The following is a 23,231-nucleotide window of genomic DNA, read 5'->3' as shown; positions in this document are numbered from 1 at the left end:
ATAGCCGCTTTAATACAGATTAATTGTAACGATTAAGGCTCATCAACAATTGGCTTTGGTTGGTAATGCTCTGGCTTAAGACCTAGGAACTCAGGAAGTAATGTACCTACTGAAATCGAAGACCAAGTACCTGTTAAGATACCGATGAACATTGCAATAGAGAAACCTTGTAGCGAGGCGCCACCTAATAACCATAGTGAGCCTACAGTCATCAGTGTTGTACCCGAAGTCACCATTGTACGTGAGAATGTCGCAATAATAGCTTCGTTGTTTGTCGCTTCAATATCTTGGTTTGGTTTCGCAATCAATAGCTCACGAATACGGTCTGCAATAACGATGGAGTCATTCAGTGAGTAACCTAGAATTGCCAAGATTGCAGCAAGTACTGTTAGGTTGAACTCCATTTGTGTCATCGCAAAGAAACCAACCGCTAAGATAACATCGTGTAGTAGCGCAAGTAATGAACCCGCAGCTAGACGCCATTCAAAGCGGTAGCTCAAGTAACCTAAGATACATAGCATAGTCACAAGTAATGCTAGGCCACCTTGCTCAGCAAGCTCTGCACCAACTTGAGGACCAACGATACTGGTATTTAGCACTTGTACATTTGCATGTAGTGGCTCAAGCACCTTTGTGATCTCAGGGTATTGTACACCTTTAGCTGGTGCTGCGTAACGTAATACCCAACGACCAGGTTCATCAGCGGCAATAACAACCACTTCTTGGTTAAAGCCAGCATCCATCAATGGTGTAATTTCACTACTCGTGATCTTACTGTCCATTTGAACTTCACTAACAACACCACCGGTGAAATCTAGGCCCCAGTTCAGACCACGAACACAGATAAACGTGATAGAAATAACCATTAATGCGATCGAGACAATACCCGTCATGTAACGCAATTTGGTTAAGTTTTTAATAATCCAATTTTTCATTGCGTTAAACCCTTACATCTCGACGCGAATCACGACCCCAAACCAAGTTAATAATGGCTCGAGAAGCGAAAATACCAGTAAACATACTTGTTAGTAGACCTAAACCTAGCGTTAATGCGAAGCCTTGGATTGGACCGTTACCGATAGAGTAAAGAACAACTGCAGTGATCATGGTTGTGAAGTTAGCATCGAAAATAGTACCAAATGCACTACTGAAGCCACGGTCAATTGCTTGTGCAAAGCTACGACCTTCACGGATCATATCGCGAATACGTTCAAAGATAAGTACGTTGGTATCAACCGCCATACCGACCGTTAGTACCAGACCTGCGATACCTGGAAGCGTAAGAACCGCACCTGGAATAAGCGCTAACAGACCAAATAGCATGATCATGTTACAGATAAGTGCAACGTTTGCTACCCAACCTAGACGACGGTACCACACAGCCATAAATAGCAGTGTTACACCCATACCTAGAGCAAGTGCAGCGAAACCATTTTTGATGTTTTCAGCACCCAGAGTTGGACCAATTGTACGTTCTTCAACGATAGTCACAGGCGCTGTTAACGAACCTGCACGTAGAAGAAGCGCTAATTGTTGTGCATCTTCCAAAGAACCAGCGCCAGTAATACGGAAACGGCTACCTAGCTGGGTTTGAATTGTTGCAACACTGATGATCTTGTTAGTTTGAACAGTTTCACCTTTAGCATTACGGCTGTACTCACTGTAAGAGGTTGCCATTGGCTTGCCCACGTTCATACGTGAGAAGTCAGACATCATCTTACCGCCTGCACTATCAAGCGTAATGTTTACTTCAGGCGTACCGTTTTCACCAAAGCTTGCTCGTGCATCAACAATGTGATCACCACCTAGAACAGGCTTACGGCTAACACGTACTGGGTTACCGTTTTTGTCAGGTAGGATCATTGTGCTACCTGTACCTTCTTCTTTCACAGCGTAGAAAGCAAGGCTTGCCGTTGCACCGATAACGTTCTTCGCAGCAGCAGGATCTTGAACACCTGGTAGCTCGATACGGATACGGTTTTCACCTTGACGCTGAACTGATGCTTCAGTAATACCTAGCTCTTCAATACGGCTACGCATTGTTTGTAGGTTTTGCTGAACAGTTAAGTTACGAAGATCTGTTTTTTCTTTTTCACGAAGAGCAAGAACTAGATTATCACCTGAACCATTTGTTGCTTGCCATTGTGGGTATTGTTCACGAATAAACTGACGGATCTTGCTGTTCGCTTCTTCGCTAGGTAGGCGAACAATAACTTCATCGTTGCCTTTAAGCTCTGCACGACCACCACGGATCTCTTGCTTGCGGAAATCAACACGTAAGTCATCAGATAGCTGCTGCGCATGGTTTTTGTAAACTTGGTTTACATCAACATCTAGCAAAAACTGAACACCACCGCGAAGGTCAAGACCAAGTTTAATTGGCTCAAAGCCCATGTCTTGTAACCACATCGGTGCAGCTGGCTCTAATGCAAGCGTTAAACGCTCTTCGTTTTTCACTAACGTGTTTAACGCAGCTTTCGTGTCTGTTTGTTGTTTAGTGCTGTCTAATACAACAATCGTACGATCTGGTTTTTGCTCAATTTTAAGCGGATCGATATCGTGCTCTTTTAACACCTTCTGAATTTCAAAAGGTGTTGGCATTGCACCGCCCTTCTTACTGATTTGAACTGCTGCATTTTCGCCAAACCATGTCGGAATAGCACTTAATAGCATTATCGAAACCGTCACAATTAGCACAACATATTTCCATGCTGAGTAATGATTCAGAATCTGTTTCGTATTCTTTTTTCTCATTATTTTTAGCCATGTATCTTGCAACAGACAGCCTGTTGCAGTCGATAGAACACCTATAATTATACCTTTATAGCATGAAAATGTTGCGAGTACTCTTTAATGCATTCGACATAAAAGGAGCAGTACAACTATAGGTACGATAACAAATCTTAATAACGCGATGATTATTAATAATTTTATTAATTTCTTGAGAGGTTATTACTACTAGCAGAAAACTCGTGTTCTCTAGTAAATAATAGGATTAGGCAACTTGACGAAGTTGGCCGTATTGGGAGTAAATCAGGTTAGAGTCTTTCCAACCTGAAATACGGGATGAGGAAGATTTTACCTTTAATGCCCATTCTACTGTTGGCGATAAAGGTTCAGCATATCCCACCGTGAGTGGAATCGCCGTTAAAATAGGAAATTCAAATGCCAGTCGATAGTCAGGAGAGACCTCTTCCGGACTTAAATGAATAGCATTGATCAAGCGGTTCGACGTACCCAACGCAATATTATAATTACTAAACTCGATACGATGATGTTTACCATGTTCGGAAACACGATTTGTACTTGAAAGCGGGAAATTCCATACCAATTTAGAGCCATTAACAGAGACAGGTAAACCTTGATTCACTTTACCCTGTGATAATGGATGATGCTTGCCTGATGAGTGACCAACATGATGTTCTGATTGAGAAAATGGTGCAGGTACTGGTGCAATATGGGCATGGGATACAAAATCTGAAGAATCATCAGCCAACTGGCTAATTGTATGCATTGTTGGTGCTGAATTAATTAACCCGAAAGTTTCTACATGCGTAGATGCCGAAGCTAATGAGGTAGCCCCTAAACAAATACTTAAAATTAGAAAACGAAAAAAGGTTAAAAACATAACACCTAAAAACAATGTACAAAAAAGATTATCTTCGCAATGATAAGGGGCGATAGTCAGTGATACAAGAAAATTATTAACAAAATAGTGTTATATTTTAGTTTTATTAACTTTTATCAAATAATTTCCTACCGCAATAAGCCGTTATAATTCACTAAGATAGTTTAGAACTAATGTAAGATACAAAAAAGCCGCAGAGCGAACCCTACGGCTATCAATGCTATTTCTTTATCTCACTTATAGTGAAACGAAGATACCTGCAAGTGCTGCACTCATTAGGTTAGCCAGTGTTGCAGCTAGAACCGCTTTAACACCCAGTTTTGCCACATCACTACGACGCTCTGGAGCCATCACACCAATCGAACCGATTTGAATTGCAATTGAACCAATGTTTGCAAAACCACATAGTGCGAAAGTCACAATGACTTGAGTGTGCTCAGAAAGTGCTTGTTTTACAGAAGCGAAATCCATGAAAGCAACGAATTCGTTAAGGATTAGTTTTTCACCAATGAAAGTACCTGCTTTCATCATCTCGTGTGCCGGCACACCCACAGCGAACGCCAATGGTGAGAAAATGTAACCAAGAATTGCTTGCATTGTTAGTGGTGTCGTTGCAAACCAGTGTGATACAGAATCAAGACCAATAGCACCTGTAATGCTTGCTAACCAGTGACCTACACCTTCAAGACCTGCGTTTGCCATTGCAATTACACTCACGAATGCAATTAGCATAGTACCAATAGCGACCGATACCTTCATGCCGTTCATTGCGCCCGCAGCTAATGCATCAATCGCATTGCTGTGTTCACTTTTCGCCATTTCAATTTCAGTTTGTTCCTGTGGCGTTTCTTGCTCAGGCACAAGAATTTTCGCCATTAACAGACCACCCGGTGCTGCCATGAAACTTGCTGCGATAAGATATTTAAGATCAACACCTAAACCTGCATAACCACCCAATACAGAACCGGCTACCGATGCCATACCACACGTCATTACTACGAACAGTTCAGAGCGAGTCATGCTTGCAAGGAAAGGACGAATAAGAAGAGGAGACTCACCTTGAGAAAGGAAGATGTTACCAGTAGCAACTAATGATTCTGCGCGGCTAGTGCCAAGGACTTTTTGAATACCACCACCAAGGACCTTAATGACCCATTGCATGATACCAAAGTAATAAAGAAGAGAGATTAAAGCACTAATGAAGATAACAAGAGGGAGAACACGAATGGCAAAAACGAAACCGCTTTTTTCAATATTAGATAAATCACCAAAAACAAAGTTAATACCAACATCAGCAAAACTAAGAAGACCGGCAACACCATCGCTCATTGCACCTAACATCTTCTGACCGATCGGGATATATAATACAAGAGCTGCAAAGCTTGCTTGTAAAAATAAAGCACCACCAACGGTTCTCCAATTGATCGCTTTTCTATTATCAGAAAGCGCCACTGCGCATAGAACCAGTACTACGATACCAGCTAATGTAATTAACAACTGCATTATTTCGTCCTGCTGTTTTTTAAATGGGTGTCGAATAATGAAGGTATTGCTGTTTGTTGCCATTGAGGAACGATTGCTTTTGGGGAAAAAGCAAAAAAGGTAGGATTAACGCAGTTAAACGTCAAAGATATGATTGTGTTCGCCCAATTATACAACATACGAGTCACCTAAATTAACAAGCTACAAATAACGCCGGTCCAACTCCGTGGGTCGTTCACTAATCCATGGTGACAGCTTGTAAAATAAGGTGGCTGAACATAAGTGTTCTGACCGAGGCGAGAGTATATAGAGATCTTGCTCACATTAACAATATCATTTTTCAATAATTGCATATTCAGCAGTTAAATGAATACAATCTGAACAAATGAGATAAAAATCGCAATCCAATAAGGCATACCAGCAACGTTGTAATGTAAAGTAAACCTTGTCGTAACAAAAAGCCGAGCATATTTAGCTCGGCTCTATGTCAATTGAAACAACTTCGTTTATTTTGTCAGTGCTTCATTTAACCATTGATCAAAATGCGACTTAGGTAGCGCACCATTTAGCATATCGACCATTTTGCCACCTTTGAATACCATAATAGTAGGAATACTACGGATACGGTATTGCGCAGCTAATGCTTGTTGAGCTTCTGTATCAATTTTCACGAAGCGAGCCTGACCATCTCGTTCATTAGACACATCAGAGAAAATTGGCGCAAAGCCGACACATGGGTTACACCATGGTGCCCAGAAATCAACAACGACAGGCTTATCGCTTTCTAACAGCGTTGCAAAGTTATCTGATGTACCTTCAATTGGCATACCATCAAACAGTTTTTCTTTACATGAACCGCAGCTTGCTTCGTCATTTACGCGCTCAGAAGGTAAACGGTTCAGTGCTTTACAGTGTGGACAGCGTGTTGTGATTGTAGTCATTGTTATTATCCATCTTTAAACTTCATCTGTATTTACTGTAACGCTTACAGCTGAAAAAACAATATGATTCAACTTATTAGAGCAATAGTTTAAAGCTATCAATCACATAAACACATCGCGATAACCCAAACACTGTATTTAATACAAAAGAAAATGGGATGCTAGCAGCATCCCATTACGTGTTCTTATTTATAAAGCAGTTATTTATACAGCAATCATTTTGCTAACAACTGGCTATATTACCCTCTAAATTTACTCATGCCCTCTTCTACTCATTGATAGCAATCAATATGTGACACGGTAACAACAAATTTATTCTTCTATTCTTTAGGTGTTATATTACTTTGCTCCACGCATTGCATATAAATAGTTATGAAATAGGATTAAGTGACGATTATTTCCTTATAACGTTTAGTGCAACAGCCCAAGCTCACGTGCTTCTTGGATAGTTAAACCACTGGCTTGAATATCACGGAACAGTTCAATACGTCGTCTTGCTGCTGCTTGTTGTTTTTTACTCTCAGCAATATTAGAAGCGGATTCATCTTTGTGTTCCCACTTAGATGAGACGGATGAGATTTCTGAATAATCGATAGAGTTAATAGACACAACAACCTCCTAAAGCAACCTGTGTCGTCATGAGTTACTTAGTATCAAAGGAAATTAGCTGAGTTAAGCCGATAAATTTCAGTTTGTGATCAATTCGAGGTTCACGAAATAAAGTCATCAAATCAGAATAAAATGACTAGTCAGGTGCAAATAACAAGCGTATTAATAGAATTTCTGGACGCTTAAAGAATGGTGAATATTTAGACATATTTGACACAAGTCCTTTATATAAAAAACATCGCCCTTCCCTTTCAACAACAAATAAAAGTCAGAGCTAGTTCAAATAATTTCTTATTCCTCACTTCGATTATTTTATATGTGACATCTTTGTGCTTTCTTTGATATTTAATGTTATCCAAAAATAAAAAAGCAATAACAATTAAGCATCGGATTTATCCGTATCACGTTCAGCATTGTTACTAAGATCACAATCATAAAATTTAAAATAGTTGATTTATGTCAATTAGTTACTCTTATTTTTAACTCGCTTTTTTTGGCAACTTAACATTACATTTTTCATACTACAGTTAGAAAAATAAAAAGCGTAATGTAAGTAAAAAAATACTTAAGGTTTCTATTATGAATATTCAATTAGCTGAACTTGCCCAACCCGGTGCTATTTCAAATCCAAACACTTTCGCTGAATATCTCACTTTCGTGTTTAAGGAAAATAGTAATAACGATGACGTAAAAGAGATCTTCGCCAAAATACAAGTGATTGAGAAATCCATTGCTCAAAAAGATTTAACCGCGCAACTTTCATTAACCATCGGTATATCTAATCATGGCTGGTCTAGCGTATTTCCCGATATTCAAGCACCTGCGTTATTACATGATTTTATTGAAATGAAAGACGGTGAACGTCACTTCCCAAGTACACCGGGCGATGTCTTCATCATGATTAAATCTGAACGTATGGATTTGAATTTCCAAGCGGCAAAATACATCGCATCAGCTCTACAGCCTGTAGCAACGCTAATTGAAGATATTCAAGGTTTTAAATATTTAGACAACCGCGACATGATCGACTTTGTTGACGGTACTGAAAACCCGAAAGATGAAGCGCGATACAACGCCGTTTTAGTCGCTAATGACTGTGACATTCACCAAGGTGGTAGCTACTTAACAGTACAACGCTATGTTGATCGCCAAGGGCTATGGGATAAACAAGCAACAGAATATCAAGAGCAAGTCATTGGCCGTACTAAACTTGATGACATTGAACTTGATGATGATGTAAAACCTGCTTGGGCACATAACAATAAAAGCAAAGTGATCATTGATGATCAAGAGATCAAAATGCTACGTCAGAACCGTCCATTTGGTAATGCGATGGAACACGGTACGATGTTTGTAGGCTTTGCAGCATCACCTGAAATTTTAGATATCGCTTTAAAACAAATGATTTATGCTGACAATAACGGTGATTACGACCGTTTACTTGATTTCGTTGAAGCGAAAACAGGTACGCACTACTTCATTCCTTCACAAACATTAATGAACACTTTTGCAGATTAATATCGCTAATATTCCCTTGCCCGCCAATAAAAATTGGCGGGCATTTTTCTTTTAAAATCAGAAACTAATAAAACTATAAATTATTACAATTATAAGCCTTTGAAAAATAACAAATACATTATATTTTACAGAATAATTTCTTGATTCCTCGCACGTTCTGTTGTCCCCTATACACTTAATAATTAACTCTATCTATTTATTAGCACTTACGAAGACTATTTCTGGGGGCAAGAATGCGCAAAACCCTTTTAACCCGAGTATCATTAGTAGCACTTGCTGCTGCAGTTGCGGGTTGTTCATCGACACCACCTCCGCCGCCAGCACCAACGGTTGAAAAGAATTTCAAAACAGTAGCAAGTCAATTTATGACTTCAGATGCAACGCGTAGCCAAGGCACCGTTGTCGATCAAGGTATGTTCTACCCTAAAGAAACCTTCTCATTAAGCTACCGTTACTGCTCAGCAAGCCCAGAGCAAGCGACACAAGACATTGAGCAGTTCTACCAACTAGCGAAAAAAACGTGTAAAGCTAACGCTGGCACTATGATCAACCAAGAAAACGACGCTTGGTGTGTTACGCATCCTAATACTGCCGAAGAAACACCTGTGTTCTCTGCACGTATTACATCAACAGATCTATGGGCTGATGTATGTCCAACTGGACCTTTTGTAACCATGCGTGTGATTGAGAACAAAGACGTTGATCAAGCCGCATGGATTGATGGCGCAAAACAGCTTGGCTACCAACCTTTCTCTGTACACCGCAAAATCGTACCGTCAAGCCAATCACAAGCCGCTTTATTTAATGAAGTAGAAACCCCTGCACCAGAGCAAGAGCCATGGACAGAAGAAACCGGCTTTATTGCAACACACGTGGGTGAAACGGTTTGTATGTACAAAAAAACCAAAGATGAAGCTTACGGCGTAACCTATAAAGGTAAGATCCAAAGTATCAAAGACAACCGTGTTACTGTATTAGCAACAGAAAAGCTAAAAGGCGATATTCGCGTTGCACCAGAAATGGATCAACTGCCTTGGTATAAAAATGCGGTAATCGAAGCAGATGCTCGTTCTTGGTTCATTTGTCACTAATTCAACCTATTTAAACTCTCTTTCTTTAAATAGTGATTAAAAAATAAAAGCCCAGCGATACTGATCCTCGCTGGGCTTTTTGTTTTCGTTTACACGTTAAATTAACTATATAGTTCAAAGAACTCTAACGTGTCTTTTAACGCCTGATTACGTAAACAGTCTTTTTCCATCAATAATTCATGGCGAGCGTGGGGAATAATCTTCATTTTACATTCATCGCATTTAGTACAAAAAATGACGTGCGAGTGATTATCTACCACCTTATCATCCCCAGCTTGAAGTAATAATACAGGCGTATCAATCTGCTCAACGTCCCGTATACAACTTTTAGCTGCCGCTAGTGCTTGCCATACCCAACGAGGGCTAGGACCGCCTAGACGCAACTCTGGATGTAATTGATAAAGATGTTTTGCCCAGCCATAACGTAGTTGGCTCTGACACTGATCATTAGTCTCAAATGGCTCTTCATGGTAGGGCTTTTTGCCTAACACATAAGAAGGCTGTGCTTGATAATGTTCCATAATTTTAGCAATGGACGAAGCCACCAGCTTTAATGGCGCTGGCATGTTGATACCAAACATTGGAGCATTGAGAACAACCGCATTAAACGGTGTTTGATAGTGCTCTAGATATAAGGTGGCAACAGCACCTCCCATAGAATGTGCTAGCAAGAAACGATGTTGATAAGCATGTTTCTTAACGACATTTTCAATGAACGAATGAAGATCGGTAACGTAATCATCAAAACAGATCACATGCCCGAGTTCTCTATCGTGAGTTAAGCGACCTGATGCCCCTTGCCCACGATGATCGTAAGCGTATACATCATAACCTTTGCGTGAAAACTCATAGAAAAGCTCCTGATATTTCCAAAAGCTTTCATTACGACCATTCACTATCACAACACAGCGTTCATTCTGAGGTTCACGAATACTGATCCAACGGATCGGCACGCCATCTACCCCTTTAAACTCACCCTTTTGTCTCTTCTGCCACATGGCATGGACTTCGCCTGCCATTAATTGAGTAAATACCGATTCCTTGGTAATAAAATCCCTCTCACAATATTGTTTCATCATGACAGCATCTTATTTTTATAATTATTACGCGTATTTACAGAGCTCTTTCACGTCTTCTTGCGTCAAATGAGGTATATCACAGTAAGGTTCTTGAATATGGATATGACGACCTGTGGTATTTAGGAAATACTTTCCAGATTGAAAGCCCAGACGATAGTCATCTTCTAATGATTGCGCATCACTGCCGATCATTTTAGATTTCAACGCTTTCTGAGGATGGATTTCGTAAATAGTCACGTCATCAGGTGGATTACTAAGAAATTCTTGCGTTTTTCTATAGTTATCTTCATGTTCAAGCAGCATTTCGATCATACCAGCCGCTTTTGAGTGACCTAATGCTCGCCGAATATTGGTCATCCAGCAATGATCAAAAGAAGTATCAATCGGTACTGTTCTGATCACAACAATATGGCGATAGCCACGCTCGTAAGCTTCTTGAACGGGAATAGGCGCACATAAACCGCCATCAACCCAGTACTCATTCTGAGAATAAATAGGCTGTTTATTGAGTACAGGAACAGCACAAGATGCTTTTAATGCTAAAGACCAGTTTTCAGTATTTAAATTAAAATACGATGCCTGATGGCTGACCATGTTACTTGCTGATGCTAATACCGTACGGTTACGCATATTCTCACGCCCTTGATGCCAATCTAGCTCAAAGCGAGTTTGCGTTTGCTGCATTAACCAATCGAGATCTAACCCTTCGCGACCGAACAAGAATCGGTACACATCAAAGAAATGATGATTTGTGGTTGCCTCTGTGATCACCTTATAGGCATGTTTTTTCTGTCCACAAATATAAGACGCTAAGTTTAACGAGCCTGCTGATGTACCTATCATTAAAGAGAAAGGATTAAAGCTTTGATCTAAAAATGCATCCAATACACCCGCAGTAAAAATCCCTCTTTGGCCGCCACCTTCCGTAACCAGTGCTATCTTCGATATATTCTGAGGTGAAAAAGACAATGCGTCATAATTTTGTACTGCATAAGACACATGCTTACCCGTCATGCTCCCCTCTCAACACTTCACGTTTTCGATGTTTTTTCATCATACAATAATTACGGGTGATACTAACAAACCGAGTTATAATGTCGAACTGCAAAGTATCAATATTTGATTGTAAAAATATTTGCCTAAATATCTAAACAATCATGTCTTGATATATTTAACCTATTCATTTATGAACACTTTTTAAGCACATGAATAAGCACTCGTTTGAATTACTCAATCATGTAAGGTTTAAACAACGCATAAACATTCACTCGGGCTTTTAGCTTAGCTGCCAATAAATACAAACCACCTAACTTGCGGTGTAAGAAAATCGCATCAGCAGGCGGTGTATGCCAATAACCGCTGTTCATACTCAAAGCACTACCAGCATCACGAATACGCTTACCCATATCTGTGACACCAAAATCATATTCACCATTAAAGGCTAATGGTTCGCACGCTTCTAAACACAAATTTACCACGGCTTGTTTTGCGACATCTTCAATAGGCTGATGGAAAAAACCAATCTGCTTTAATGCCGCTAGCATGGCTTCACGATCTTGTGTAATAGCCCCAGACATTAACTGACGATAACCTTCCGCAACATGCTCAGGGTAGGCACGTGTTGCGCCAAAATCTAACAAGATGAACTGATTAGTCTCGGGGTTATAGCGGTAATTCGCAAAGTTAGGATCGGTTTGGACTAAACGGAATTCAAATACTTCTTTAAACAATAAGGTGAATGCCAAACTCATGACTTCATCACGAACCGCTTGAGGTTGTTTTGCTAATTGTTCGATTTCAATCCCTTCGACAAAACTCATAGCAAGAATGGTTTCACAAGTTAAGTCATCATAGATCTCAGGAATTAAGAAACGAGGATCATCAGCCATTAAGCGTGAAAAGCTTTTTAAATAGTTGGCTTCTTGCTGATAATCCGCCTCAGCATGTAACTGCTTTTTCGCTTCTTCTAATAATTCAGAGACATCAATTGACTTAGGGATCAAACCAGAAAGATTCAATAAAGTTGAAACGTTATGCACATCGCTATCAATGCTTTCACCAATACCGGGATACTGGATTTTTAATGCTAGATCTCTGCCATCTTTGGTTTTGGCACGATGCACTTGTCCAATCGAAGCAGCAGCCACAGGATAAAAAGAAAATTGCGCAAATTTATCTTGCCAATCTTCACCCCAATTATGGATCAATACATGATTTAGCTGGCTGATCGGCATCGGTTTCGCATCGGCTTGCAAGCGAGATAATAACTCGGTTAACTCTTTCGGCAGCAAATCACCGGCATCCATCGACAACAATTGCCCAACTTTCATTGCTGCACCACGCAATTGCGCTAATTGATCAGCCACACGCTGGGCGTTCTTTGGAGTTAATAATAGCTCTGATGCTTTAGGACGATGCCCAGCAGCTAATTGTTTCACCCCTTCCGCCACCATACCCGTCGCCACTTTTGATGCTAACGAGCCTAGCTTGGTTAAACGAGATAAACGCCCTTTCGGCACTTTAGAATACTGGTGTGAGTCTTTCATTATTAAACCTTGTTTATCTTGTTTGATTATTGGAGCTAAACGAGCAATGCGGTTTATTACATTGCTTACAGCATATCTAAATCATTAAGGTAATGCTCTGCTTGGGCAATAATCGATGCTTGTTCACTGTCATCAAGCTTATCCCAATGCATGAATAACATGCCTACGCGAGGGTTCTTGGCTAACAATGCCCGATGTTGTGCCATAAAACGCCAATATAAACTATTAAACGGACAAGCATCGCCACCGATTTTCTTTTTAACGTCATACTGACATGATGTGCAATAGTCACTCATTTTATTGATATACGCACCACTCGCTGCATACGGTTTAGTGGCAACCATACCACCGTCAGCAAACAGTGCCATACCTAAGGTATTAGGCTTTTCAACCCACTCAATTGCATCAATGTAAATACCCAAATACCAGTGTTCAACCTCACTCGGTGCTATTCCAGTTAATAGGCAAAAATTTCCCGTCACCATCAAACGCTGAATGTGATGCGCATAACTGTATTCCAGCGACTGTTTTATCGCATGAGACATACACTGCATCTGGGTTTTACCATGCCAAAAAAATGCTGGTAATCCTCGGTCAGCTGCAAGTGTATTGTTCTCGCCATAATGGGGCATATTGAGCCAATAAACGGCACGAATAAACTCTCGCCAGCCCAATATTTGGCGTACAAAACCTTCCACTTGCGCAATGTTGATCTCGGAATTAGGCTGCTGATAAGCATCAATAGCGGCTTGTATCACTTGCATTGGCGCAAGCATTTTTGCATTTAACGCAAACGACAACCTGGCATGGTACAAGCTCCATGCACTATCACTATGGGTAGTCATTGCATCTTGAAAGCGACCAAAATGAGGAAGTAAATAACGACAAAAGTACTCTAACAATGCTTGAGATTGCTTGCGGCTAACAGGCCACAACAAATACTGTTTAGAAAAGCCAATGGTACGGACGTTATGCCTTGCTAATCGCTCTGTAATATCACTGACATCATTCGTGAACATCAAAGGTTGTGGAATGGTCGCAATATCAGCTGGTTTTAGTTTGTTTCGATTCGCTTGATCGAAGTTCCATTTACCCCCTTCAGGTTTTCCTTCACACATCAAAATATCAAAGCGTTTACGCATCGCACGATAGAAATGCTCCATCCTATTGTGCTTACCTGCTGTTAAATACTGATCAATGTCAGTTAACGGCAATAAGAAATGATCCGTATCAGTGGTTTGAATAGTGACACCATCAAGGGTGAGAGAGCGAAGTTGCTCTGATAAGCGATACTCATCAGGTTGTTGATATTCAAATCCTTTACATTGGTATTGTTCACAAAGTGAGGCAATCAACTGTAATAAATCTGTGTATGGCTCGGTATCATCAAGTGTAAGGTGTAAAACCTCATGTCCTGCTTGCTGTAGAGCCTTCGCAAAGTTTTCCATTGCAGCGAAGAAAGCACAGATCTTTTGCTGATGATGTACCACATAATCAGTTTCTTGCTTTAATTCAGCAATAACGTACAACACTTCAGGATTGGTTGATTGATACCAATGATGCGTTGGATTGAGTTGATCGCCAAGAATGAGGCGCAGCGTGGTATAACGTTCTCGCATATTCAAGTCCTAATCACTCATTGGCCAATCATCAATATTATAGGTATCTAACGGGCACAACGTCTCATCTCCGCGCCAATGACGAATAAATGCCAGATCAGGATCGAATAGGCATGTTTGTTTATCAATATCAAACCAACGTTTGTCTCGGCTGTCAGTCCCTACACCTGCAATGTATTGCCAGTTTCCCCAATTTGATGCCACATCATGATCGATCAATTGCTGCTCGAAATATGCAGCGCCATAACGCCAATCAAGTGATAATTCATTAACCAAACAACTGGCGACAATCTGACGACCTCGGTTAGACATATACCCTGTTTGATTTAATTGCTTCATAAAAGCATTCACCAAGGGATATGGCGTAGAGCCAGAACACCATTGCTTAAAACGAGCAGGATAAAAGCTCGTTAACAAACGTTTATTTTGCACACCAGAAAAGCGATACAAATGACGCCCTACCACATGGGCATGCCATTGAAAGAACTCACGCCAGAGCAATTCAAAGAAAATCCAATAGGTCGAACTGTTAGCAGTTACATTCTGCTCATAGTCCTTAAGCGCAGCCATAATAGTTTTGGCAGATAACGCCCCACATGCCAGCCATGGTGAGAACTTGGTTGATAACTCCCAGCCTGCGAGTGCATTACGCGTTTCTTTATAATTAGCTGGTGCATCAGATGAGAAATAACGCTTTAGATGCATTAATGCTGCGTTTTCGCCACCTTGCCATTCGACATTCGGATTGTCTGCAATATAGACACGACCAATATCTAAATAGTCCGAGCACTTCATTTTAGGTGGTGGTGGTAAATATTCAGGCTGTGGTAGCGGCTTAGCAACGCTTGTATCGCGCTCAATTAGCTTGCGAAATTTCGAATAGCCGCTTGGCATGTCAGATAAGTGAAACGGTAGTTGTTGCTGTGAATATAAAGTATGAGTATCGGCTTCAACAAAACGTAAATGTGGAAAGCATTGCTTAATATATTGCCACTGTTGTTGCTCATACCAGCCGCAATGGCGACTTCGATAAATCACATTAATTCCGTGTTGTTGAATCAAAGCAGGAAGCAATAACAAAGGATCGGCCTGTACCACCATTAACTGCTGCCCTACGGTGGCAAGGTTGGTATGAAGTGTTTGTAAAGATTGGAGCAAAAACCGATGTCGGATCTCCCCCATCGATTTAAGCTGGTAGCGATTAAATGCCTGCCACTGAGGTTCGATAAAATAAACGCACAGTAAGCTATCACCATGATCCCGTACTTGATGAAAGATGGCATTGTCGCGTAAACGAAGATCATGGGTTAGCCAATAAAGCGCTCGTACCGCCATAAGAATCTACTCTGCTTATTTGTTATCTCGTTAATACGAAACAAACAGCAATAGCGATCGCTTGGCTCACTGATTTTTTTACGCTTAAAAGGATATAAAAAAGCCAGTGTTATTAACGCTAAACGCAATAACACTGGCTGATATATCGACTTAGTTTAGGTAGAACGATTAATCGAACTCTGGTTGGTTACGATTGAAGAAGTTCACAAGTAAACCAATCACTAACACCACAACCGTTACCACTAAGATAGACTGGAATACGTGGTGGTATTGCGCTGCAGATGTGATCAAATCAAGCGCATCACCTTTTGGTGTATCCGTTGCAGTTAGCTCTGCAATGTTTGCTGCTAAGTAGTTTGCTACTGAGCCACCCATTAGCATGTAAATACCTGCCACTGTACCTGTTGCCCCTTGAGGGTTCATACGTGTGATCGCAGATAACGCCACAGGGTCAATGAACAATTCAGCAACACCAATTAAGAACAGACCAATGAATAACCATAGGAATGTTGTGTGACCAGTTGCCATTGCAAGCTTAGAAGATAGCGTGATCAAGCTGAAGCCCGCAGTTAAAAGCAATAGACCCATGTTTAATTTAGTTAATGTACGTACAGAGATCTGACGTGACGCTAATACTTTCCATAACCATGTTACTGCTGCACCACCTACGATAACCGCAACAGGGTTAACTGACTGGAAGAAAGCCGTTGGAATGTGGAAGCCAAAAATATCTGTATCAATGTTACGTTCAATGAACAAGCTAATTGAACTACCACCTTGTTGGTCAAATGCCCAGAAGACAGTACCGAAGATCATAAAGTACATGATTGAGTGTAATTTCTTACGATCTTCTGCATCACTCTTACGGTACAAACGTAGCATCTGTAGTGCTGAGAACGCTAAGATCACCGCAAGAATATAACCTGCAAGTAAATCTTTAAGTACGAATACCAAGCCTACTGCTGCGGCAATCACACCCACAATAATTAATAGCCAGTGACTAACACCTGCTGTTTTACGAGTTAATGCAACCTTGTTAGCTTTTTGAACGTGAGCAAAGTTTTTACGACCAGTGCTGAAGATCAAAAGACCAATCAACATACCGATACCTGCTAGTGCAAAACCAACATGCCATCCCCAACGGCTTGCTGCATAACCACAGAAAATAGGTGCTAAAGCTGAACCGACGTTACCACCGATATAAGAAATCGAGAAACCAGATTCACGCGCACTGTCATGACCTTTATATAACTCACCCAACAAACAGCTAGAGTTAGTTTTAAAAAAGCCATAGCCACAAATAATCAATGCAAGCGCACTATATAGCGTCATATGATCGTTGCTAGGAATACTCAATACAACGTGACCAGCCACCATTAATAATGCACCAATCACCACAGACCAATAGTTACCTAAGTAACGGTCTGCTAAATAACCGCCTAAAATGGGAGTCACATAAACTAATGATGTATATGCGCCGTATAACGCATACGCATGTTCATCTGACATTAAAAGTTTTTGGGTTAAAAAGAGAATTAATAGCGATCGCATACCGTAGTAGCTAAAAAATTCCCACATTTGTATCGCGATGAGGTGAAAAAGCCCTTTAGGCTGAGAGGATAGTTGCATATTGATTCCTATAAAAGGCCCGTTTAGCTAACGGTTGTCATTCTTATTTATACACCCAAGTAACTTGGGTATTTATGAATGAAAATACACTGAACTCCCCCAAGCTCAAGCATATTCTTGCCCCATATTTAGCATCTTAATTTTCATAGTTTTGAGTATTTATTCGTTGCTTCAATGAAAATTTCTTATTCTATTTACATGCAATAAACAAACATTATTCCATTTCTGAGATTTATGTCTCAGCATATTTGCAACCATTAATAAATTCATAAAGTTAGAAAGATCCGCTAAACATGAAATGATCACAGCAATCGTTATCCTGTGACATTAATCACAACATTTGCGCAACAAAAAAGCCGTTAACTGTCTCCAGCAACGGCTTTTTTAAATAGAATTTCGAACCCGAAATTACAGTGTTAAATCCAATTCATTATGAATAAGGACAATACACTGGGAAGCAAATAGCATTTTAGGGCCTAAGCTGATTTTCTGAGCACCTAAACGTTTTAGGCTATTAAAGCTCTTTTTCGGCATTGGCATATGATCGGTTAATAAGAAACAAGGATTAGCCGCCAATTCAATATCACGTACGAAGTCGCCTTTTTTGTCCAACATATACAGTTGGTAATCTTCAGCTAACTCACCCACTAACTTTTCAAAGCTAATAGTGCGTACAGTAATACCAGGCTCAACCACACGGCTTTGCTCTTTACCCATACCTAATGACTTATCAAGCGCATGAGCAATCTTGTCTAACCATGCTTGCTCGTGGAAACCCGTCAGATTGGTAATATCATTTGAGCTAAAACTAATGGTACGTGAGAAATCTTGCGTACTTTCAAGCACTAAATGCACCATGATATCTTCACGGTGAGACTGCGCCACAAAAATAGCATTCATTAAAACGTGAGCCAAAATTTCAGTGTGAGCATCTTGACCAACAGATGCTAATAACATTTTGCTATCTGTTGGGGCTGAACGGGCTCTTAATACGAAAGCGCGCATAGTTAATATCCTAGAAATTGAAAGTGACACTTGCTTCGCCACACAATGGTACATACCAATCATATATCGGTAGCGAGCGCCGTATTATCCCCGCTTTTTAATAATATGTAACCCCTGTTGATCAGATTCCTATTTCCATTCGTATTATTTGGGATTTTTACTAAGGTTTGCTAACACTAAGCAATAGAAGCGTATACAAGGAAAGAATAATGGAAAAGATGATTATCTTTTATGATGGCAGTTGCCCACTTTGTGTTGCTGAAATGAAGCAATTGCAGCAACTCAATATACGCAAACGCCTTATGTTCGAAGATATATTAGCCGCAGATTTCCAACAACGTTTCCCGAATATCTCAGTAGAAAAAGCCAGCAACGTTTTACATGGTCTGCTGTATCAAGACACAGGCATCATAAATAAGTATCAAGCAGAAACAACCTTATTACTCGGCTTAGATGTCACCTACCAAGCATGGAAAATGGTAGGTAAAAAGCCTTGGTTAAAGCTCTTACGTTTACCAGTGATCCGAATTTTTGCCGATCGTGCTTATCTATTCTTTGCCCGAAATCGTTACCGTATTTCAGCACTATTGACGGGAAAATCTCGTTGCGATCAATGCTCAATAAAATAACCAAATCTCATCAGCGCACTCAAAAAAGATATTCCTTATAAGCAATATTAATTCAGAGAGTTTTAGCTTTTTTGCGTTGTAATCAGCCCATAAATCATTCGCAATATATATAGATAAACCAAGCCACATCAGCGCAAATAAGAAACAGCGATAAGCCATCAAAAAATAAAAAGAACAAACCGCCATAAAACAGACACAGTTTAAGAATTAAAACGTCAATAAAAAATCCTTTATAGTCATATATCTAACTTTTACACTTTTCTGCGTGCATAAATAAAAAACACTATTTACACTCGCCGCACTTTCTAACACCACATTTTTCTGAGACAACAATGCAACTATCACTAAAACAAAAGCTGATCAGCGCGAGCTTGTCTGCTGTTGTCCTTATGGCAGCAGTATTAACTTGGCTTGCAGCCAGTAATTTACAAGAACAAACCAACGAAAATATCTTAGAACGTGTACAAAGCGTGGCAACCACAGCCACCAGCGGTATTGAAGATTGGGTTAATATCCGTCGTAGTATTACCTCCTCTGTTAAAGAACCTTATCAACAAACCGATCTAGTGCCTTTCCTACAACAGGCACGTGATGCTGGCGGTTTTGATGATATCTACTACGGTTCTGTTAATGGTGAAATGACACGTTCACACCCAGAGCGTAACCGTGCTGATTACGATCCTCGTACTCGCCCTTGGTACGGTGATGCCGTAAACAGCAATAAACAAGTGATCACCACCGCTTATCAAGATGCCATCACTAATGCCCTATTGGTGACGATTGCCGAACCTATTCGTAATAAAGGCACACTGGCAGGTGTTATTGGTGCCGACGTATTAATTGATCAGCTTATTAACGATGTGATCAGTTTGAACATCGGTGACAATGCTTATGCCATGTTGATCGATAAGAAGAACGGGACTTTCCTTGCTCATCCTGATAAGTCACTGTTATTAAAGCCGATTGCAAACTACAGCAATCAATTAAACATGGGTAACATCGAGCAAAGTGCCAATACAAACAGCTTGGAGCAGTTCTCTATCAAGGGGAAAGAGAAGCTATTTTACTTTGCGAATATCCCAAATAGTGACTGGGTATTTGGTCTTGAAATGGATAAATCCACAGAAGAAGCCAGCTACTATTCGCTATTAACCGAACTTATCATCACAGCGATTGTGATCACCTTGATCGTGGTTGTCGCGGTGGCATGGTTAGTTAACTTCTTACTACGTGATTTAGATCGAGTGTCAAAAGCACTGGCTGAAATTGCTAACGGTGAAGGCGATTTAACACAGCGTTTAGAACCTCGCAGTGATGATGAAGTGGGCAAACTGGCACTGAACTTCAACCAATTTGTTGGCAACATGCATCAAATGGTGACTCGCCTGCGCCATGTTTCAGAATCATTGAACCAGCAATCGCACATCACCGCATCACAAGCCGAAGAGCGCAGCGCACGTATTCAGCTACAGCAAGATGAAATCAACATGGTAGCGACTGCTATCAATGAAATGGCGGCAGCAACGCAAGAGATCGCATCAAATGCAGAAAATACCGCAAGAACATCTGAAGAAACGGTCACTGCATCAAATCACGGGGCAACACAAGTAAACCAAAGCCAACAGTCGATCAGCACCTTGGCACAAGAAGTCGAAACAGCGACGACAGTGATCAGTGATTTAAACCATCACGCACAAAGTATCACTACTATTCTTTCAACGATCCAAGGCATTGCTGAGCAAACTAACCTGCTTGCTCTCAACGCTGCAATTGAAGCAGCACGTGCTGGTACACAAGGTCGAGGTTTTGCCGTTGTTGCTGATGAAGTACGTGTGCTTAGCCAACGTACTCATGCTTCAACCCAAGAGATCCAACAAATGATTGAAGCGCTACAGCAAACCACACGTCAAGCAGTAGGCATTATGGATGATAGTCGCCACTTGTCTGAAACCAGTGTTGATGATGCTAATGCAGCTGCGGTTAGCTTGTCGCAAATCACCAATGCCGTGACCACCATTAATGATATGGCGACCCAAATTGCCTCTGCCGCTGAAGAGCAAACCTTAGTTACATCGGAAATTACCCGTAACACTGAAGGGATCCGTGACGTGTCTAACGAACTTGCTGTTGAAGCGGGAGAAGCGGCAAAACAAGCGGCAGAGTTGTTTAACTTATCCCACGAGCTGCAACAAGAAATCAGTCGTTTTAAACTCTAAACATACCGTTATAACAACGAAAAACTAACTACAAAAGCTAGCATATAACGTGCTAGCTTTTGTTCTATATACAACTAACTACTATGCCAATATTTCTATTTCTCTTAACCCTATGTTTCAGTATTAACGCCAATGCAGCATGGGATAACCCAACCGATCGCTATAAAGATGAATATAAAAAACACTTAAACGCAAGCTGCCCTATTGCCCGTGATAGCATGAAACATTTCGTCTATTTTGCTAAAGACAGAAAAGCCATTAAATCTCATCCTTTACTCAACAATCCTCGTTTTGTAGGCGCACAAATCATGTATTCATGGTCTGACTTAGAACCTCAAAAAGACGTTTATGATTTCTCTATTATTCTTGAAGATTATGAATACCTAAAAAAGCACGGTAAAAAGCTCTTTATTCAACTTCAAGATGCGACCTTCTATTCTGAAAATAAAGCTGTACCAAATTACCTTCTCGATAAAGCCTATGATGGTGGCGCAGTTCAGCAATACACTGATGATGGAAATAGCGAAGGATGGGTAGCTAAACGCTGGAATAAACAAGTTCGAACTCGCTTCTCACTATTAATGCAAGCATTAGGACGCCAGTTTGATGGAAAAATTGAAGGGATAAACCTACAAGAAACCGCTATTGGTGTATCAGTAAAAACCGATCCAAGCTTTAATGAAAAAGACTATGTAACAGGTATCAAAGCAAACATGCTGGCCTTGAAACAGGCTTTTCCTTCTTCAACAACCATGCAATATGCCAACTTTGTTAACGGTGAATGGCTTCCTTGGGAAGACAAAGGTTACCTTAAAAGTATTTACCAATACGGTGAAGAAATTGGCGTAGGATTAGGTGCACCCGATCTTATGGTTAAGCGTCGAGGACAACTGAACCACGCTTTAGCTATGATGCATGAAAATAAGTATTCCGTCCCTTTAGGGATTGCTATTCAAGACGGTAATTACATAGGGCAAACCAACACGACTGAAGTGGTTGAAAAACGAAACAACATCGTACCCATGTTGCACTCATTTAGTCAGCACTTCCTGAAAGTAAAATACATGTTCTGGGGATACCAAGAACCCTACTTTACAGAAGATGTTCTTACTTGCTTCAACGCTTAACTTAGCCCACATAAGGTTAACAGCAAAGCCAGCACAATCGTTGCTGGCTTTACAAAATCACTTACACTTTACGTTTTCCAATCAAACGTCCTGTCCAGTTTTCTACAACATTATTTTGTAGTCGGCGTTCAAATACGCCTTTAGTTTCTTTAGCTAACACATCTAAATCAACAAGCTGCTGCATTGCCGTTTTATTTTCAGTATCGACATAAAGGTAATGCTGTACTTTTGCTACCGTCCACTCTGGATGTAAGCGTTCAGTCACTTCAATCGTATCGCCAGCATTTATTGTTCCCGTTTGCAATACACGGTAAAACCAACCCGTTTTAAAATTATCTTGAACATAACGAGACAGCGTTGGTTCGCTAAAACGGCTATTTAACTTAAAACATGGCTGACGAGGTTGAGTAACTTGTAGCACTACCGATCCTATCTTCACAATGTCACCAATACACATGTTTTGCTCATTCATTCCTGTTGCAACAAGGTTTTCACCAAAACCACCTTTAACAAAATAGGCTGTTGACTCAGGAAATTGCTCTGCTAAATCAACATAATGAGCAAAGTCATATTGCAGCACAGCGCGATCTTCACCGCCATGAAAGCTTTCAGCTTGCTCATCACCAGCAAGCCCCAAGACAGATAAATCACAAGTATCAACAGTGTGCTTATCAATCGCGGTATTGCTGTCATACTGCGATTTCACTTTACCTAATCGTAACTCATCAAGGTTTGATACTGGGTACATCGTGCTTTCCTTTACTGATAAAACCATAA

Annotated in this window: 19 protein-coding genes; 5 read left to right on the top strand and 14 right to left on the bottom strand. The window is 40.5% G+C overall.

Features of this window, described 5'->3' with window-relative positions:
- Nucleotides 1–32 precede the first annotated feature (32 nt).
- From secF to Q7657_RS03010, 6 genes are all read right to left on the bottom strand, one after another.
- A complete protein-coding gene (secF, locus tag Q7657_RS03035) occupies nucleotides 33–935 on the bottom strand; it encodes a protein translocase subunit SecF (protein WP_053988818.1) in 903 nt (300 codons plus the stop codon).
- A 4-nt stretch (nucleotides 936–939) separates the two neighbouring features.
- The gene (secD, locus tag Q7657_RS03030; RefSeq protein WP_053988817.1) at nucleotides 940–2,754 is read right to left on the bottom strand and encodes a protein translocase subunit SecD; all 1,815 of its coding nucleotides are present in this window, start codon (nucleotides 2,752–2,754) and stop codon (nucleotides 940–942) included.
- A 241-nt stretch (nucleotides 2,755–2,995) separates the two neighbouring features.
- Nucleotides 2,996–3,628, bottom strand: coding sequence for a hypothetical protein (locus Q7657_RS03025; RefSeq protein WP_107165968.1), 633 nt, complete (start codon nucleotides 3,626–3,628; stop codon nucleotides 2,996–2,998).
- Nucleotides 3,629–3,865: 237 nt separating this feature from the next.
- A complete protein-coding gene (locus Q7657_RS03020) occupies nucleotides 3,866–5,131 on the bottom strand; it encodes a NupC/NupG family nucleoside CNT transporter (RefSeq protein WP_107165969.1) in 1,266 nt (421 codons plus the stop codon).
- A gap of 485 nt (nucleotides 5,132–5,616) precedes the next feature.
- On the bottom strand, nucleotides 5,617–6,051 hold the full coding sequence (gene trxC / locus Q7657_RS03015; protein ID WP_053988814.1) for a thioredoxin TrxC: 435 nt from the start codon (nucleotides 6,049–6,051) through the stop codon (nucleotides 5,617–5,619).
- A gap of 411 nt (nucleotides 6,052–6,462) precedes the next feature.
- Nucleotides 6,463–6,660, bottom strand: a complete 198-nt coding sequence (locus Q7657_RS03010) for a hypothetical protein (RefSeq protein ID WP_053988813.1) — start codon at nucleotides 6,658–6,660, stop codon at nucleotides 6,463–6,465.
- Nucleotides 6,661–7,239: 579 nt separating this feature from the next.
- Between Q7657_RS03010 and Q7657_RS03005 the strand changes: the two genes are divergently transcribed.
- Both Q7657_RS03005 and Q7657_RS03000 read left to right on the top strand, forming a co-directional pair.
- Entirely contained in the window at nucleotides 7,240–8,178 is a 939-nt protein-coding gene (locus Q7657_RS03005) for a Dyp-type peroxidase (RefSeq protein ID WP_107165970.1), read from the top strand.
- Nucleotides 8,179–8,411: 233 nt separating this feature from the next.
- On the top strand, nucleotides 8,412–9,269 hold the full coding sequence (locus Q7657_RS03000; RefSeq protein ID WP_053988811.1) for a hypothetical protein: 858 nt from the start codon (nucleotides 8,412–8,414) through the stop codon (nucleotides 9,267–9,269).
- Nucleotides 9,270–9,370: 101 nt separating this feature from the next.
- Here Q7657_RS03000 and Q7657_RS02995 read toward each other — a convergent pair whose 3' ends face one another.
- The 7 genes from Q7657_RS02995 to trmY all read right to left on the bottom strand — a co-directional run bounded on the left by Q7657_RS02995 (nucleotide 9,371) and on the right by trmY (nucleotide 18,482).
- Nucleotides 9,371–10,288, bottom strand: coding sequence for an alpha/beta fold hydrolase (locus Q7657_RS02995; RefSeq protein WP_107165971.1), 918 nt, complete (start codon nucleotides 10,286–10,288; stop codon nucleotides 9,371–9,373).
- An 84-nt stretch (nucleotides 10,289–10,372) separates the two neighbouring features.
- A complete protein-coding gene (locus Q7657_RS02990; protein ID WP_107165972.1) occupies nucleotides 10,373–11,362 on the bottom strand; it encodes a patatin-like phospholipase family protein in 990 nt (329 codons plus the stop codon).
- A gap of 212 nt (nucleotides 11,363–11,574) precedes the next feature.
- Complete coding sequence (locus Q7657_RS02985) at nucleotides 11,575–12,894, bottom strand: ABC1 kinase family protein (protein ID WP_107165973.1); 1,320 nt, start codon at nucleotides 12,892–12,894, stop codon at nucleotides 11,575–11,577.
- 65 nt (nucleotides 12,895–12,959) lie between these two features.
- Entirely contained in the window at nucleotides 12,960–14,513 is a 1,554-nt protein-coding gene (locus tag Q7657_RS02980; protein ID WP_107165974.1) for a cryptochrome/photolyase family protein, read from the bottom strand.
- A 9-nt stretch (nucleotides 14,514–14,522) separates the two neighbouring features.
- Complete coding sequence (locus Q7657_RS02975; protein WP_107165975.1) at nucleotides 14,523–15,848, bottom strand: DASH family cryptochrome; 1,326 nt, start codon at nucleotides 15,846–15,848, stop codon at nucleotides 14,523–14,525.
- A gap of 168 nt (nucleotides 15,849–16,016) precedes the next feature.
- Nucleotides 16,017–17,477 (bottom strand): peptide MFS transporter, encoded by a 1,461-nt coding sequence (locus Q7657_RS02970; protein WP_107165976.1) that lies wholly within the window; start codon nucleotides 17,475–17,477, stop codon nucleotides 16,017–16,019.
- Nucleotides 17,478–17,885: 408 nt separating this feature from the next.
- A complete protein-coding gene (gene trmY, locus Q7657_RS02965; RefSeq protein WP_053988804.1) occupies nucleotides 17,886–18,482 on the bottom strand; it encodes a tRNA (pseudouridine(54)-N(1))-methyltransferase TrmY in 597 nt (198 codons plus the stop codon).
- 209 nt (nucleotides 18,483–18,691) lie between these two features.
- On the opposite strand from trmY, the gene Q7657_RS02960 reads away from it, so the two are divergent.
- The 3 genes from Q7657_RS02960 (at nucleotide 18,692) to Q7657_RS02950 (ending at nucleotide 22,454) form a co-directional block, all read left to right on the top strand.
- On the top strand, nucleotides 18,692–19,111 hold the full coding sequence (locus Q7657_RS02960; RefSeq protein WP_107165977.1) for a thiol-disulfide oxidoreductase DCC family protein: 420 nt from the start codon (nucleotides 18,692–18,694) through the stop codon (nucleotides 19,109–19,111).
- 332 nt (nucleotides 19,112–19,443) lie between these two features.
- Complete coding sequence (locus Q7657_RS02955) at nucleotides 19,444–21,327, top strand: methyl-accepting chemotaxis protein (protein WP_107165978.1); 1,884 nt, start codon at nucleotides 19,444–19,446, stop codon at nucleotides 21,325–21,327.
- Nucleotides 21,328–21,410: 83 nt separating this feature from the next.
- On the top strand, nucleotides 21,411–22,454 hold the full coding sequence (locus Q7657_RS02950) for a hypothetical protein (protein ID WP_107165979.1): 1,044 nt from the start codon (nucleotides 21,411–21,413) through the stop codon (nucleotides 22,452–22,454).
- Nucleotides 22,455–22,515: 61 nt separating this feature from the next.
- Here the strand turns inward: Q7657_RS02950 and Q7657_RS02945 are convergent, their stop codons facing one another.
- Nucleotides 22,516–23,202, bottom strand: a complete 687-nt coding sequence (locus Q7657_RS02945; RefSeq protein ID WP_181319848.1) for an MOSC domain-containing protein — start codon at nucleotides 23,200–23,202, stop codon at nucleotides 22,516–22,518.
- Between the last annotated feature and the right edge of the window lie 29 nt (nucleotides 23,203–23,231).

It is taken from the genome of Candidatus Photobacterium acropomis (assembly GCF_030685555.1).
GTDB lineage: Bacteria > Pseudomonadota > Gammaproteobacteria > Enterobacterales > Vibrionaceae > Photobacterium > Photobacterium lucens.
This window is presented reverse-complemented; position numbering and strand designations above follow the sequence as displayed.